At 61.7% G+C, this 15,031-nt stretch carries 12 protein-coding genes; 8 read left to right on the top strand and 4 right to left on the bottom strand.

The window, feature by feature from the left end; translation table 11 throughout:
• The first annotated feature begins 21 nt into the window (after window positions 1–21).
• From QEO92_RS10620 to QEO92_RS10650, 7 genes are all read left to right on the top strand, one after another.
• Window positions 22–1,419, top strand: a complete 1,398-nt coding sequence (locus QEO92_RS10620; protein WP_227702956.1) for a cytochrome c — start codon at window positions 22–24, stop codon at window positions 1,417–1,419.
• Window positions 1,416–1,916 (top strand): (2Fe-2S)-binding protein, encoded by a 501-nt coding sequence (locus QEO92_RS10625; RefSeq protein WP_037147246.1) that lies wholly within the window; start codon window positions 1,416–1,418, stop codon window positions 1,914–1,916. Before QEO92_RS10620 ends, QEO92_RS10625 begins: the two co-directional genes overlap by 4 nt.
• Window positions 1,916–4,168 (top strand): xanthine dehydrogenase family protein molybdopterin-binding subunit, encoded by a 2,253-nt coding sequence (locus tag QEO92_RS10630; RefSeq protein WP_227702957.1) that lies wholly within the window; start codon window positions 1,916–1,918, stop codon window positions 4,166–4,168. The genes QEO92_RS10625 and QEO92_RS10630 overlap by 1 nt, the downstream gene beginning before the upstream one ends.
• A gap of 190 nt (window positions 4,169–4,358) precedes the next feature.
• Window positions 4,359–4,859 carry a cupin domain-containing protein gene (locus QEO92_RS10635; protein ID WP_037147252.1) on the top strand — a complete coding sequence of 167 codons (501 nt, stop codon included), beginning with the start codon at window positions 4,359–4,361 and terminating at the stop codon, window positions 4,857–4,859.
• Window positions 4,860–5,063: 204 nt separating this feature from the next.
• Window positions 5,064–5,471 carry a hypothetical protein gene (locus QEO92_RS10640; RefSeq protein ID WP_227702958.1) on the top strand — a complete coding sequence of 136 codons (408 nt, stop codon included), beginning with the start codon at window positions 5,064–5,066 and terminating at the stop codon, window positions 5,469–5,471.
• 88 nt (window positions 5,472–5,559) lie between these two features.
• Window positions 5,560–8,100, top strand: coding sequence for a protein translocase subunit SecD (gene secD, locus QEO92_RS10645; RefSeq protein WP_227702959.1), 2,541 nt, complete (start codon window positions 5,560–5,562; stop codon window positions 8,098–8,100).
• Between the two features lie 66 nt (window positions 8,101–8,166).
• Window positions 8,167–8,604 (top strand): YqaA family protein, encoded by a 438-nt coding sequence (locus QEO92_RS10650; protein WP_227702960.1) that lies wholly within the window; start codon window positions 8,167–8,169, stop codon window positions 8,602–8,604.
• On the opposite strand, the gene QEO92_RS10655 is transcribed toward QEO92_RS10650, so the two are convergent.
• The 3 genes from QEO92_RS10655 to QEO92_RS10665 form a co-directional block, all read right to left on the bottom strand.
• Window positions 8,591–9,226: a TetR family transcriptional regulator gene (locus QEO92_RS10655; protein ID WP_227702961.1), complete on the bottom strand. Its 636-nt coding sequence runs from the start codon at window positions 9,224–9,226 to the stop codon at window positions 8,591–8,593. The two genes, QEO92_RS10650 and QEO92_RS10655, sit on opposite strands and share 14 nt — an antisense overlap.
• Window positions 9,227–9,236: 10 nt before the next feature.
• Window positions 9,237–9,905: a class I SAM-dependent methyltransferase gene (locus tag QEO92_RS10660; protein WP_227702962.1), complete on the bottom strand. Its 669-nt coding sequence runs from the start codon at window positions 9,903–9,905 to the stop codon at window positions 9,237–9,239.
• 222 nt (window positions 9,906–10,127) lie between these two features.
• Window positions 10,128–10,745: an HAD-IA family hydrolase gene (locus QEO92_RS10665; RefSeq protein WP_227705136.1), complete on the bottom strand. Its 618-nt coding sequence runs from the start codon at window positions 10,743–10,745 to the stop codon at window positions 10,128–10,130.
• A 236-nt stretch (window positions 10,746–10,981) separates the two neighbouring features.
• Here QEO92_RS10665 and QEO92_RS10670 point away from each other — a divergent pair, with 236 nt between their 5' ends.
• Complete coding sequence (locus QEO92_RS10670; protein ID WP_227702963.1) at window positions 10,982–11,752, top strand: SDR family NAD(P)-dependent oxidoreductase; 771 nt, start codon at window positions 10,982–10,984, stop codon at window positions 11,750–11,752.
• A gap of 64 nt (window positions 11,753–11,816) precedes the next feature.
• Here the strand turns inward: QEO92_RS10670 and QEO92_RS10675 are convergent, their stop codons facing one another.
• Window positions 11,817–14,999: an efflux RND transporter permease subunit gene (locus QEO92_RS10675; protein ID WP_227702964.1), complete on the bottom strand. Its 3,183-nt coding sequence runs from the start codon at window positions 14,997–14,999 to the stop codon at window positions 11,817–11,819.
• Between the last annotated feature and the right edge of the window lie 32 nt (window positions 15,000–15,031).

Consider the following 15,031-nt stretch of genomic DNA (forward strand, 5'->3'; position numbering starts at 1 on the left):
CGGCCAACCCGAGGCTTCAGCATGCGATTCCTTCGTCTAATTTCATTACTGTTGACGGTGGCGGTGATTGCCGCCGTCGGATTTCTTATGATTGGATGGCGGTCGGAAATTCCTCCGGATGATAGGGCGGCAAGCACACCGTATCCTCCCGATCTCGTCACCAAAGGCGCACAGCTTGCCGCAGTCGGAAACTGTATCGCCTGCCATACCAAGCCCGGTCAGGAGGCATTTGCGGGCGGACTTCCGATCCCCACGCCGTTCGGTACGCTTTATTCCACCAACATCACGTCGGATCCGGAGACCGGGATCGGCCGCTGGAGCGAAGCGGCCTTCGTCCGCGCCATGCGCGAAGGTGTCGATCGGCAAGGCAATCATCTTTATCCCGCCTTTCCCTATGACCATTTCACCTGGGTGACGGACGAGGACAACAAGGCGCTTTACGCCTTCCTGATGACCCGCAAGCCGGTGAAGGCAACCGCACCGGAAAACGACCTGAAGTTTCCGCTTCAATTCCGTCCGCTGCTCGTCGGCTGGAATATGCTCTTCTTCCGGGAAGGCGTGATGCAGCCGGATCCATCGCAAAGCGAGGAATGGAACCGCGGCCGCTATCTCGCCGAAGGACTCGGGCACTGCGGGGCCTGTCATACGCCCCGAAACGCATTCGGGGCCGAAGACAGAAATCATCATTTCGCAGGCGGAGAAGCGGAAGGCTGGCAGGCCTATGCGATCAACGCCGATTCGAAATCGCCCATTCCCTGGACGGTCGACAGCATCGCCTTCTACCTACGCAACGGCTGGCATGAGCTGCATGGCGTTTCGCGTGGCCCGATGGCGGAAGTCACCGGCAATCTCGGCCTCCTGCCCGACAGCAATATACGTGCCATTGCGACCTATATCGCTTCCGTCATGGGCGAGCCGTCGCCGGAGCGCAAAGAGAGGGGCGAGCAATTGGTCCGGAGTTTCGGCAAGGGGGGCGCCGACATTACGACTGCCTCGCTCGACGAAAACAAGGCTTCCGCCGATCTCGCCGGACATCCAGGAGCCGCAATCTACGGCGCGGCCTGCGCAACTTGTCATGAGAGCGGCAGGGCGCAGCCCTTCGGCGGCCTGAACTTCACGCTCAGCACGGCCGTCAATTCGCCGAATCCGCAGAATATTATCAACGTGACGCTGTTCGGCCTGCCGCCGGCAGATGGCCAACTGAGCGCTATCATGCCGGCCTTCGGCAATACGCTTGACGACCAGCAGGTTGCCGACCTCCTCGGTTATCTGCGTGAACGTTTCTCCGATCAGCCGGCGTGGTCCGGACTGACCGATCTCGTTGCAAAAACCCGCTCCGGCGAGCATCCAGTCACCGTACTGCCCTCCGACGGGATTGAAAGAGCGCCAAAGAATGTCGGCGCCAAGGAGCAAAAATGACCATCACAGTCAACGTTAATGGACAGAAGCATCAGGTCGATGCGGAGCCGGACACGCCGCTCCTTTACGTGCTGCGCAATGATCTCGAACTGAATGCAGCGAAATATGGCTGCGGGCTCGGGCAGTGCGGCGCCTGTACCGTCATGATCGACGGCAAGGCGGCACTTTCCTGCGTCACCCCGTTATTGGTCGCCGAGGGACGCGAGATCACCACAGTGGAAGGCCTCGGCACGATCGACAATCCCGGCCCGATTCAGCGAGCCTTCATCGAAAAACAGTCGGCACAATGCGGCTACTGCATTGCCGGTATGATGATGAGTGCGGCCGCACTTCTGAAGCAGAACCCGAAGCCGAGCGACGATGACATCCGCTCCGCCCTGCGCACCAATCTCTGTCGTTGCGGCACTCACATGCGCATCATGGCCGCCATCAGGCGGGCCAGCGAACTGATGGAAGAAGCAGCTCTTCCGGCTGCCACGAACAGGAGTGCCGGCTGATGGATACGTTCAACAAGGCCGAAATCACCCGCCGCGGCCTGCTTGCGGGCACCGGCGCCCTCGTCGTCAGCTTCTCGGTTGCCAATGCGCTCGCGCAAGAGCCGGCACAGCAGCCGGCTGCCCCTGCCCCGGCCAAGCCGCCGGCACTTCCGGGTAGTCTGAATACCAACCGGTTTCTCGATAGCTGGATCCGTATCGACGCTGATGGAGCGATCACTGTTTTCACCGGCAAGGCCGAACTCGGCCAGGGCATCCGTGCGCCGCTGATCCAGGTGGCTGCCGAAGAGCTCAACGTGGAACCGAAAGACATCACCCTCATTGGCCCGGATACCGCGCAGACCCCGGACGAAGGGTTCACTGCCGGCAGCCAGTCCATGCAGAACAGTGGGACGGCGATCCGCAACGCTTCCGCACAGGTGCGAGAGCTGCTGATCGCCCAGGCGGCAACACAATGGAACCTACCGGCTGAACAGCTCAAGGCGGAAGGGAAAACCATCGTCGCGCCGGATGGCCGCGCGATCGGCTACGGTGCGCTGGTCGCGAACCAGTTTTTGCATGTGGAAGCACAGCCGCAATCCAGGTTGAAGTCACCGGACCAGTTCAGCGTCATCGGCCGCGACCTGCAGCGCCTCGACATTCCGGGCAAGGTGACGGGCGGCGTTGCCTATGTACAGGATTTGAAGCTGGACGGCATGGTGCATGCCCGCGTCGTGCGTCCACCGAGCTACAGCGCCACGCTGAAGAGCCTGGATGCCGGAGCAGTCGAGGCGATGCCGGGGGTGATCTCCGTGGTCCGCGATGGCAATTTCCTCGCTGTCGTCGCCGAAAAGGAATACCAGGCGATCAAGGCCATGCGTGCGCTTCAGACGGAGGCACAGTGGGATGAGCCGGCCAACCTGCCGGATCAGGCTACCCTTCCGTCCGAGCTCGTTGCGCTGGAGGGTGATGTCGGAACAGTTGCGGAGTCCGGGACACCCTCCTTCCCGAACGGCCCGACCTTCGAGGCGACCTTCACCCGTCCCTATATCATGCATGGCTCGATTGGTCCCTCCTGCGGCATTGCCCTTATGAAGGACGACGGCACGATGGACGTCTGGTCGCATACGCAGGGTGTCTTCCCGGATCGCGAGGCGATCGCCCAGATGCTTGGGCTTCCCGAAGACAAGGTGCGGGTCATCCACATGGAGGGCTCCGGCTGCTACGGCCATAACGGAGCCGACGATGCCGCAGCCGACGCGGCACTGATCGCCAGCAAAATACAGGGCCGTCCGATCCGCGTTCAATGGATGCGCGAGCAGGAGCACGCCTGGGAGCCCTATGGTCCCGGTATGGTGACCAAGATCAGGGCTTCGGTCGGGCCGGACGGCAGGATCGACAACTGGATCTACGACCTGTGGAGCAATTCGCACAGCACGCGTCCGGGTGATGCCGGTTCGCTTCTGGCCGGCCGGACCAAGAGCAATCCCACGCCGCTCAAACCACCGAAGCTCTCGATCAGTCCCAGCGGCAATGGCGACCGCAATGCCGACCCGCTCTATGCCATCCCGAACCGGAGGATCCTCTGGCATTTCCTGCCTGAGATGCCGCTTCGCGTTTCGGCGTTGCGCGGTCTTGGCGCCCAACCGAACGTCTTTTCGATCGAGAGCACCATCGATGAGCTGGCGATCGCGGCAAAGGCCGATCCGGTCGAATTCCGGCTGCGGCACTTGACAGACAATCGCGCTGCCGACGTCGTGAAGCTGGCCGCCGACAAGTTCGGCTGGGGCAAGAGCGAAGTGCCTCGCGACCACGGCGTAGGTTTTGCCTTCGCACGCTACAAGAACCATGCGGCCTATCTGGCGGTCGCATTGGAACTCAGCGTTGAGCCGGAGACTGGACGCGTCCGGGTCATCCGTGCGGTCTCGGCGATCGACAGCGGCCAGGCGGTCAATCCGGATGGCATCAGGAACCAGACGGAAGGCGGCATCCTGCAGTCGATCAGCTGGACGCTTTACGAGGCGGTCACCTTCGACCGGACGCGCATCACCAGCACCGACTGGTCGAACTATCCGATCATGCGCTTCGCAAGCGTGCCGGATAGCGTCGAAGTGCATGTCATCGATCGACCCGGAGCGCCGTTCCTGGGAACCGGGGAAGCCGCCCAGGGTCCGACCTCCGCCGCCGTCGCGAATGCGATCCGCAACGCAACCGGCAAGCGGCTCTTCGACCTGCCGTTGACGCGGGAGCGGTTAAAGGCCGCGATCGGAGCCTGACGATGTACTGAATTGAGGCGGCGAGGTCAGCTTTTCGTCACCAAGTCTTTGACTTTTGTCGCGTTCCCATTGAACATGTTCCCGAAGCAAAGCTACGTGGGCTCCCAGCCGGCATGACGCCGGTCAGGGGCTCGCGGACCCCCTTCTCGCGAGAGTTGGTGAGCCCCGTCCCAGTCACTGAGAGCAAGCCTTGAGCCACGATCACGACGATCATCATCAGCACGGTCATGACGACCATTCCCACGTCGACTGGCGCGAGAATGGCGTGAAGGTCATCCCCGGCAATTCGCTCGATCCGAACACGGCTCAGACGCCCGGCATGAACCGGGCGACGGCGATCAACAAGGCGCGCGCAGGCGCGGAGAAGATCTGGGCCGGCACCGTGACGATCCATGCCAACGCCAAGACCGGGGCTCATCATCATGGTGATCTCGAAAGCATCATCTATGTCCTAAAGGGCAAGGCTCGCATGCGCTGGGGCGACAATCTCGAATATGTTGCCGAAGCCGGCCCGGGCGATTTCATCTACGTTCCGCCCTACGTGCCCCATCAGGAGATCAACGCCAGCCGAGATGAAACGCTCGAATGCGTTCTGATGCGCTCGGGTCAGGAGCCGGTCGTCGTAAACCTGGACATCGAGCCGGTCGAAAAGCCGGAGGAGGTTCTGTGGAAGGACCCCATTCACAAATAGCAACGTTACGTTAGCGGGATGTATCCGCTCGAAAAGAGCGCAGATTTCCGGCCTGAGATGCTGTGAGCATTGCTAAAGCCGCCGCAATCCTGGTTTACCGAAGCCTCACTGGAGATTGACCGCTTCGAGGCTGTCCTTTAGAAGGCGGCATTCCGTTCCGAAGCAGGCGCTTCGGGATATTAGAACGCTCCGGAGCTGATACGGATGGCGCTGTTCCCGCCGGACAAGCGGATGAAACGCGGACGTGATGAGGATAGCCTCCTGTCGCGCTGGCCGGTCTTTGCCGCGGCGCTTCTGATCGCCGCGCTCTTCGGTCTGCTTTCGGGTGTTGTCAAGGACGCGCAATTTCCACGCGGCATCCAGTCCGCCGACAAGGGTACCGATGCTCCGCATCTTTCCAAGCGGGAGCCGCTCAGGTCGCTTGTCGCGACAGACCGGAAAGAGGGAACCAGCGCCCAGTCGACGAGCGCCGACGGTGCGCTCGTCCCGGGTTCCGTAGAAATAACATTCCCGTTCCATGCTTCGGCTATCACGCCAAATCCCTCGTCCGATCCGGCCGCTTTTGCATTTTGGCCGGGATCTCTACCGCGCGCGCCGCCTGTCCGCGCCTGAGGATATCGCGCCTCGGCGCATTTACGACATGAGCGTTCTCGCCCCTCACCGCCTGGAAGCGTGACACGGGCCTAGCAGGATTAAAAACATGAGAAATTCCCCATGGTTGGTGGCGAGCTATGCGCTCATCATCTTGATCGGCGTTCTGGTGGCGCTGCCGAATGTCATTCCGCAGTCCACGCTCGACCGCCTCCCTTCGTGGCTGCCGCATAGCCGTGTTTCGCTCGGCCTCGATCTGCGTGGCGGCTCGCATCTGGTCCTGGAAGTCGATCGCGCCGACTTGATCAACGAACGCGTCCAGAGCCTGTTGCAGGATGCCCGCCGTGTGCTGCGCGACAAGAACATCAACACCTCGGCGATCCGACGTTCAGGTGACACGATCACGGTCGCGCTCCGCGACCCCGCCCAGCGCGATGCAGCGGTGACCGAGTTGCAGACGCTTGCCAACCCCGTCGGCCTCGGGACGACCGTTGGCGGCAGCGACCTTTCAATCACCACGCCCTCCGACAACACGATCTCGATTGCGCAGACCGAAGCCGGCATCAATTCCCATATCAGCGCCGCCGTCGACCAGAGCCTTGAGATCATCCGCCAGCGCGTCGACCAGGTGGGTGTTGCCGAACCGACGATCCAGCGCGTCGGCTCCGACCGCGTCCTCGTCCAGCTTCCGGGTGAGCAGGATCCGTCGCGCCTTCGCCAGCTTCTCGGCTCGACCGCCAAAATGAGCTTCCATCTGCTTGGTCAGCAAGGCGAATCTGGGGTCACCATGCTTGCCGATGAGGAAGGCAATCAATATCCGGTCCTCGACCGCGTCGAGCTCTCCGGCGACCGGCTGACGGACGCCCGCGCCGCCTTCGACCAGCAAACCAACGAGCCGGTCGTCAATTTCCGCTTCGATTCGGCAGGCGCCAACCGCTTCGCCCAGATCACACAGCAGAATGTCGGCCGCCCCTTCGCGATCGTGCTCGACAACAAGGTGCTGAGCGCGCCAGTCATCCGCACGCCGATCACCGGTGGTTCCGGCCAGATTTCGGGCGGATTTACGGTCGAGGAAGCCAATACGCTCGCAGCTCTGTTGCGGGCCGGCGCCCTGCCCGCCAAGCTCACCGTCATCGAAGAGCGCACGGTCGGCGCCGACCTGGGTTCCGACGCCATCGAAATGGGCATCTTCACCGGCCTCATCGGCTTCGGCCTCGTCGTCGCCTTCATGCTGTTCCTCTACGGAACATGGGGCATCCTCGCCAATGTCGCGCTCTTCATCAACGTCATTCTCACCTTCGCGGGCCTGACATTGATCGGTTCGACGCTCACGCTTCCCGGTATCGCCGGTATCGTGCTCGGCATCGGTCTTGCGGTGGACGCCAACGTCCTCATCAACGAACGCATCAAGGAAGAGACCCGCAAGGGCCGCAGCGCGTTTGCGGCGATCGACGCGGGCTTCAAGCGCGCCTATTCGACCATCGTCGACAGTAACGTCACGAGCCTGATCGCAACCGTCCTTCTCTTCTGGTTCGGCTCCGGTCCGGTGCGCGGCTTCGCGGTCACCATGGGCCTCGGCATCATGATCTCGATGTTCACGGCGGTTTCCATCGTTCGTGTCGTGATGATCTTCATCGCCGCCCGCCGCAAGCTGAAGAAAATCGACATCAAGCCGCTGCTGCCGATCAAACTGGTTCCGGACGGCACGCATATCCACTTCATGAAGGGCCGCTTCGTCGGTATCGGCGTCTCGGCCTTTCTCTCGATTGCCTCGATCATTCTCTTCATCACGCCGGGCCTGAATTACGGCGTCGACTTCCGTGGCGGCATCCAGCTTGAGGTGACGACTCAGAACCAGACGGACCTGGCGGCCTTCCGCTCCGGTCTCGACGAACTCGGTCTCGGCGAGGTTGCGCTGCAGGAATTCGGCGGCAACAACCGCGTCCTCGTCCGCGTCGAGCGCCAGCCGGGCGGCGAACAGGCGCAGACCCAAGCCGTCGAGAAACTCAAGGCGGAAGTGGTCAAGATCGATTCCACCGCCAAGGTGGAGCGCACCGAAGTCGTCGGACCGAAGGTGAGCGGCGAACTCGCCACAGCCGGTGTCCTGGCTGTCGTGTTCGCCTCGCTCGCCATGCTGGTCTACATCTGGGCTCGGTTCGAATGGCCCTTCGCCGTCGGAGCAATCGCAACCCTCGTTCTCGACGTGACGAAGACGATCGGCTTCTTCGCGCTGACCGGTCTCGACTTCAACCTGACCGCCATCGCGGCTCTGCTGACACTCGTCGGTTACTCGGTCAACGATAAGGTCGTCGTCTATGACCGCATGCGCGAAAACATGCGGCTCTACAAGAAGATGCCGCTGCGCGAACTGATCGACCTATCCATCAACGAAACGCTTGCCCGAAGCCTGTATACCTCGGCGACAGCCTTCCTCGCCATGTTGCCTATGGCGATCTGGGGTGGCAGCGCGGTGGAGAGCTTCGCAATCCCGATGGTATTCGGCATCGTCGTCGCGGCCTCCTCGTCGGTCTTCATCGCGGCTCCGATCCTGCTGTTCCTCGGCGACTGGCGCACCCGCCGCAAGGCCCAGCAGGCCCAAGCTGCCGGTGAAACAGCTATCGAGGATGGCGAACGCGCCAAGCAGGCCTGATCTGCCGGGCTCAGAAAATGGCACGGGGCGGATCTCCATCCGCCCCCTTTTTATTGAAACTCTCCCATGTTCGATTTTGCCGCCTATGCCGGCCTTTTTTCCGCAGCTTTCGTCGCCGCCACCATCTTCCCGATGCAGTCGGAAGCGATCCTTGTCGGCTTGATCCTGTCTGACCGGTATTCACTCGCAGGATTGTTTCTCGCGGCTTCGGTGGGCAATACGCTCGGAGCAGCGGTCAACTGGTTCATCGGCCGCGGCGTCGAGCAGTTCCGAGACAGGCGCTGGTTTCCCGTTACTCCCGAAAAGCTCGACCGGGCACAGGCCTGGTATCGGAAATATGGAAAATGGTCGCTGCTTCTGAGCTGGCTGCCGATCGGTGGCGACGCGATCACAGTCGCGGCGGGCGTTCTGAAAGAACCCCTGCCGATCTTCCTGATCCTCGTCTTCATCGGCAAGTCCATACGGTATCTGGTGCTGACTGCAGCCACGCTCAGTCTGATCTGATCTGCAGTCCTTCGCTGCCGAAGTCGATGAGCGTCTTCCAGAAGTCGGCGAAGAACCGGTGCGCGAATGTTTCCAACGAGCCACCTGGAGGCTGCGCGGCCCACCGCTCGCTTGCCACCCGCAGCGCGCCGATCACCACGGCTGCCAGAAGCCGCAGGCGCTCGCTCTCTTCTTCGCTGCGGCTGCGGGCCTTCAGAGCTTCCGTAAGCTTCGCTTCGAGCTTGGCATATTTGAACTGATCGCGGGCATTGAGCACCGGCGTGCGCCGGATCAATTCGCCAAGCCTGAGCGCTCTCTCGTCGGCGGCCGAAACGATGGCGCTTGTCAAACCGTACTGCACGGCCTTGACCACCGGTTCGTCCACCGGACGGGAGGCGATTGCTCTCATCAGATGCTCCGCAAACCCATCCTGCCAGGCGAAGACAACGTCTTCCTTCGAGGGGAAATAATCGAAGAAGCTGCGCTTGGAGACATCGGCGCGTTCGGCGATGTCCTCGACTGTCGTGACTTCGAAACCGCGCTCCAGGAACAGGCTGATTGCTGCCTGTTCGATACGCTCGCGGGTCTGCCGGCGTTTGCGTTCGCGTCTACCTTCCGTCTCTCTGCCCGTCGCCTTCGTCATTTCATCCGATTCAATCGTCGCTCGCCGGATCGGTATTCGTGGCCGGGCGCATCACCGTCTCGGAATGAGATTGAGGACGCTCACGCGCGAGATCCAATGGCTTACGGCGGGAGATCCTGTAGACGCTCGCCGGCGGCAGGTTCCGCACGGTGGCGCCGATATGCGTCGCCTTGAGGCCAAGCCGGTCGAGGATCGGACGCGGAACGGGGCAGCGTGGACCGTAGGTGAACTGGTAGAAGGCGCCGCCCGGACGAAGATAGGTGAAGGCGCCGCCGAGGATTGCCGTCACCTTGCGCGGCGACATCGAAAGAAGCGGCAACCCGCTGACGATAGCCCCGGCTATTGCGCCATCGAAAAGATCAGCATGCGCGAGCTTTGCCGCATCCATCTGCAGCACCTTTGCCTGCGGAAACCGCCGTTGCAGGCCAGGCACGAATTCGGGTCCGTATTCGATCAGCGTCAGATCGGACTCGGCAACGCCTCGCGCAAGCAGGGCGCGGGTGAAGACCCCAGTCCCCGGCCCGAGCTCGATCACCGGCCCGTCGAGCGGCGCTATCTCCTGGGTCATCAGCCGCGCGAGCGAGTCACCGGAAGGTGCAACGGCTGCAACGCGCATGGGATTGCTGATCCAGGAACGGAAGAAATGCAGGAAATCGGAGAATGCGACGTCTGCTCTCATGGTCAGAGACTCATCGGTGTGAAAATGCGATCGCGTATTCCGCCGACCTTCACAGCCCGCATGGCAATTCCAAGGCATAGGAACCTCCGTCCTGAAAAAAACAGCCTGGCTGCACGCCGAATGACCCAGGTACGCCGCAGCCAAACGAAGTTAGTGAATTTTTGCATCAAGTGCAATATTATCACGAGAAAGTGCTGTCCTAAGCCTTGTCGGCTGAAACGATCAGCTCTTGAAGCGAACCGAAAGCCGCCCATCATCAGCAATATGTGTTGTCACATCGAGATAACCGGGAATCTTCCAATGCCCGGTTTCGATCTCATGGTTATGGGTGGCGGTGATGACCATGACATCGGCGCCGGCCGCCTCTCCTGCCCGGATGCCGGCAAGCACGTCCTCGAAGACCAGAGCCTCTGACGGGTTCACGCCGAGCCGTTCGGAGCCGAGGATATACCCTTGTGGATTGGGCTTGCCGACCGTCACATCCTCTGCTGTCACCATATAGCGCGGTTCGGGAATGCCGGCCGCTCCGAGCCTGCGCTTCGCCAGTTCGATCGGCGAGGATGTAACGATCGCCCAGCGCTCCGGCGGCAGGGCCGAGAGGAACTCCACCGCGCCCGGGATCGGCACAACGCCTTCCACGTCCTCGATCTCGCCGCGCAGGATGAATTCCGCCTCGGCGACCGGATCGACGCCCGGCAGATTCAGCGCACTGATCGTGTCGATGCCGCGCTTGCCATGCATGGTCGGCAGAAAGCTTTCGACATCGAGCCCCATGGCCGCCGCCCAGCGGCCCCAGACCCGTTCCGCCGCGGCAAGCGAATTCAGGATCGTTCCGTCCATGTCGAAAAGGAATGCGGCGTAGGCCTTTTGGGGAAGCTTGATTTCCGGCGCGGCGGCAAAAGACAAGGGCAGATCCTTCAGGGGCAATCCGGCGCAGAAATGGCCGGAATCGGTTTTGGTGTCAGCTCTACCATATGAAGATGCAAATCGATTGAAACAAGTATTGCCGCCGTCCTTGCCTTCCCTTTTCAGCACGGTAGAACTGTCTTCCTAGGTCGAACGCAAGGGAGGATGTCTTGGCCCAGGTTTCCGTGTCCCATCCGGATCTCGCCGATCGTGGCGTGCTGGTCACCGGCGGCGGTTCGGGCATCGGCGCGGCATTGGTGGAAGGCTTTGCCACTCAGGGAGCGCAGGTCGCCTTCATCGACATCGCCGACGATGTCAGCCGGAATCTCGCCGCGCGGCTGACGGAGAAATCCCGTCATCCGGTTTTCTACGTGAAAGCCGATCTCCGCAACATCGAAGAGGCCAAGGCTGCAGCGAACGAGGCTGCACGCAGGCTCGGATCGATGTCCGTGCTCGTCAACAACGCCGGATGGGACGACCGGCATGAGCTGGAAGCCGTAACGGAGGAATATTGGGACAATAGCCAGGCGATCAATCTGAAGCAGATGTTCTTTGTCTCGCAGGCCATCGTCCCGCATCTGCGGAAAGCCGGCGGCGGCGCGATCGTCAATTTCTCCTCGATCGCTTACCTGCTCAATATGGGTGAAATGCCCGCTTACACGACCGCCAAGGCCGGCATCATCGGATTGACCAAGAGCCTGGCGGGAAAGCTCGGACCGGAAAACATTCGTGTGAATGCGATCCTGCCCGGCATGATCGTAACGGAACGTCAGAAGGAGCTTTGGCTGAAGGAGGAGAATATTGCCGCGATGGTTGCCCGCCAGTGCTTGAAGCGGGTGCTTGTGGCGGAAGATCTTGTCGGCCCCTGCCTGTTCCTTGCCTCAACCGCCTCCGCCGCCATGACGGCCCAGACGATCGTCATCGACGGCGGAGCGCTTTGAACAGCGAAAAGGAAATTGCCGCGCGGGCTCCCGGTGGAAAGAGCCCGCGCGGCCGGAGGTGAGCTTACTCCGCTGGAGAGAGAGCGGGCGCCGCCTCCGTGCCGTGCTGCCGCAAGGGGCGGCTGCCGGTAAGCAAACGCACCAGCATGTAGAAGACAGGCGTCATGAAGATGCCGAAGAAGGTCACGCCGATCATGCCGGAGAAGACCGCGACACCCATGGCCGCGCGCATTTCTGCACCCGCGCCGGTCGAGACGACGAGCGGCACCACGCCCATGATGAAGGCCATGGAGGTCATCAGGATCGGCCGCAGGCGCAGCCGGCTCGCTTCGACTGCCGCCTGGAACGGCGTGCGGCCTTCGAACTCCAGCTCGCGGGCGAATTCCACGATCAGGATCGCGTTCTTCGCCGAAAGTCCCACCAGCACCACGAGGCCGATCTGGGTGAAGATGTTATTGTCTCCACCAGTGAACCAGACGCCGGTCAGGGCGGCCAGAACACCCATCGGCACGATCATGATGATCGCAAGCGGCAGCGTCAGGCTCTCATACTGTGCGGCGAGCACGAGATAGACGAGCAGCAGTGCCAGCGGGAAGACGACAATGCTGGAATTGCCGGCCAGGATCTGCTGGTAGGTCAGGTCTGTCCATTCAAAGTCGATGCCCGAGGGCAGCGTCTCGTCGAGGATCTTCTCGATCGCCGCCTCGGCCTGTCCGGACGAATAGCCCGGAGCCGGACCGCCGTTGATGTCGGCCGACAGGAAGCCGTTGTAGCGTGTCGTGCGTTCAGGCCCGGTCTGCGCATCCACCTCGAGCAGAGCGGAAAGCGGGATCATCTGGCCGGACTGCGAACGAACCTTCAACTGGCCGATATCCTCGGCCTTGGCGCGGAATTTCGCATCCGCCTGCACCCGCACGCTGTAGGTGCGGCCGAAGGCATTGAAGTCGTTCACATAGAGCGAGCCGAGGTAGATCTGCAGCGTTTCGAAGACATCACTCACCGAGACGCCGAGCTGTTCGGCCTTGGCGCGGTCGAGATCGGCATAAAGCTGCGGCACGTTGATCTGGAAGCTCGAGAAGATACCGGCGAGTTCCGGCGTCTGATAGGCCTTGGCGAGAACCGCCTTGGTCGCTTCGTCGAGCGCCTGGTTACCTAGACCGGCACGGTCCTCGATCTGCAGCTTGAAACCGCCCGTCTGCCCGAGACCGTTGACCGGCGGCGGCGGGAACATGGCGATGAACGCATCCTGGATGCCGGCGTACTTCTGGTTCAGCGCCATGGCGATGGCGCCGCCCGAAAGCTCCGGCGTCTTGCGGTTCTCGAAGTCGTCTAGTACGGCGAAGACGATGCCGGCATTCGAGCCGATCGTGAAGCCGTTGATCGACAGGCCCGGGAAAGCGATGGCGTGTTCGACACCTGGCTGCTCCATGGCGATATCGCTCATCCGCTTGATCACGTCTTCCGTGCGGTCGAGCGTCGCACCATCCGGAAGCTGGGCAAAGCCGATCAGGTACTGCTTGTCCTGTGCCGGCACGAAACCGCCCGGCACGGCATTGAACATGCTGTAAGTCAGACCGACGAGCGCAAGATAGATGATCATCACCAGGCTCTTGCGCGAGAGCAGCCCGCCGACCGTCCGCCCGTAGCCGTTGGAGGCGGCTCCGAAGACGCGATTGAAGCCGCGGAAGAACCAGCCGAAGATCAGATCCATGAACCGCGTCAGTCCGTCCTTCGGGGCGTGATGGCCCTTAAGAAGAAGGGCCGCGAGCGCCGGCGACAACGTCAGCGAGTTGATCGCCGAAATCACGGTGGAGATCGCGATCGTCAGCGCGAACTGCCGGTAGAACTGGCCGGACAGGCCGCTGATGAAGGCGAGCGGTACAAAGACCGCGACCAGCACCAGCGCAATGGCGATGATCGGACCGGACACTTCCTTCATGGCGCGATACGTCGCGTCACGCGGACTGAGGCCGTTCTCGATATTGCGCTCGACGTTCTCCACCACGACGATCGCGTCGTCGACGACGATGCCGATCGCCAGAACAAGTCCGAAGAGCGTCAGCGCGTTGATCGAGAAGCCGAAGGCATACATGACTGCGAACGTTCCGATGATCGAGACGGGAACGGCGATCAGCGGAATGATCGAAGCGCGCCAGGTTTGCAGGAAGAGGATGACCACGAGAACAACGAGCGCGATCGCTTCGAGCAAGGTCTCGATGACCTTTTCGATCGAGGCGCGCACGAACTTGGTCGTGTCATAGACGATCTCGTATTTGACGCCGGTTGGCATGGCGAGTTGCAGTTCGTCCATGGTGGCGCGAACATTGTCGGCGATTTCGATCGCGTTCGAGCCTGGCGCCTGCAAGACCGCCACGGCCACGGCCGGCTGGCCGTCCAGCAGCGAGCGCAACGTGTAGTCGGCAGCGCCGAGTTCGATGCGGGCGACATCGCGCAGTCTGGTGATTTCGCCATTCTCGCCGCTCTTGACGATGATGTTGCCGAATTCCTCCGGCGTCTGGAGACGGCCCTGGGCGTTGACGTTGAGCTGCAGGTTGACACCCGGTACGCTTGGCGATGCGCCGATGATGCCCGCTGCGGCCTGGACGTTCTGGGACCGGATCGCATTGCTGATATCGCCTGCGGCCAGCGAATGTTCAGCCGCCTTCTGCGGATCGATCCAGACACGCATCGAATAGTCGCCGGCGCCGAAGACCTGCACCTGCCCGACGCCTTCGATCCGGGCGAGCCGGTCCTTGATGTTCAACGTCGCATAGTTGCGAAGATAGGTGATGTCATAATCGTCGCCGGTCGAGACCAGGTTGACGACCATGATGAAGTCGGGCGAGCTTTTCACCGTCGTGATGCCCAGCGCCCTCACCTCTGTCGGCAGGCGCGGTTCGGCCTGTGACACCCGGTTCTGCACGAGCTGCTGGGCCTTGTCCGGGTCCGTGCCGAGCTTGAAGGTAACGGTAAGTGTCAGCACGCCGTCGGAAGTTGCCTGGCTGGACATGTAGAGCATGTCTTCGACGCCGTTGATCTGCTCCTCGAGCGGGGTGGCGACGGTTTCGGCAATGACCGTCGGGTTGGCACCGGGATAGGTGGCGCGCACGACGATCGATGGCGGCACGACTTCCGGATATTCGGAAATCGGAAGCGATCTGAGGCCAATGAGGCCGGCGACCACGATGAGGATCGACAACACGGCCGCAAAGACGGGCCTGTCGACGAAAAACCTGGAAATATTCATGTCAAAGCCCTCTCTCCGGGGTTGAACAAGAA

It is taken from the genome of Neorhizobium petrolearium, from assembly GCF_029854435.1.
Lineage (GTDB): Bacteria > Pseudomonadota > Alphaproteobacteria > Rhizobiales > Rhizobiaceae > Neorhizobium > Neorhizobium petrolearium.

Bases quoted from the DNA above. Each gene is read 5' to 3' on its own strand.
- QEO92_RS10620 (WP_227702956.1), top strand. From the start codon at position 22: ATGCGATTCCTTCGTCTAATTTCATTACTGTTGACGGTGGCGGTGATT.
- QEO92_RS10625 (WP_037147246.1), top strand. From the start codon at position 1,416: ATGACCATCACAGTCAACGTTAATGGACAGAAGCATCAGGTCGATGCG.
- QEO92_RS10630 (WP_227702957.1), top strand. From the start codon at position 1,916: ATGGATACGTTCAACAAGGCCGAAATCACCCGCCGCGGCCTGCTTGCG.
- QEO92_RS10640 (WP_227702958.1), top strand. From the start codon at position 5,064: ATGGCGCTGTTCCCGCCGGACAAGCGGATGAAACGCGGACGTGATGAG.
- secD (WP_227702959.1), top strand. From the start codon at position 5,560: ATGAGAAATTCCCCATGGTTGGTGGCGAGCTATGCGCTCATCATCTTG.
- QEO92_RS10650 (WP_227702960.1), top strand. From the start codon at position 8,167: ATGTTCGATTTTGCCGCCTATGCCGGCCTTTTTTCCGCAGCTTTCGTC.
- QEO92_RS10655 (WP_227702961.1), bottom strand. From the start codon at position 9,226: ATGACGAAGGCGACGGGCAGAGAGACGGAAGGTAGACGCGAACGCAAA.
- QEO92_RS10660 (WP_227702962.1), bottom strand. From the start codon at position 9,905: ATGAGAGCAGACGTCGCATTCTCCGATTTCCTGCATTTCTTCCGTTCC.
- QEO92_RS10665 (WP_227705136.1), bottom strand. From the start codon at position 10,745: ATGGACGGAACGATCCTGAATTCGCTTGCCGCGGCGGAACGGGTCTGG.
- QEO92_RS10675 (WP_227702964.1), bottom strand. From the start codon at position 14,999: ATGAATATTTCCAGGTTTTTCGTCGACAGGCCCGTCTTTGCGGCCGTG.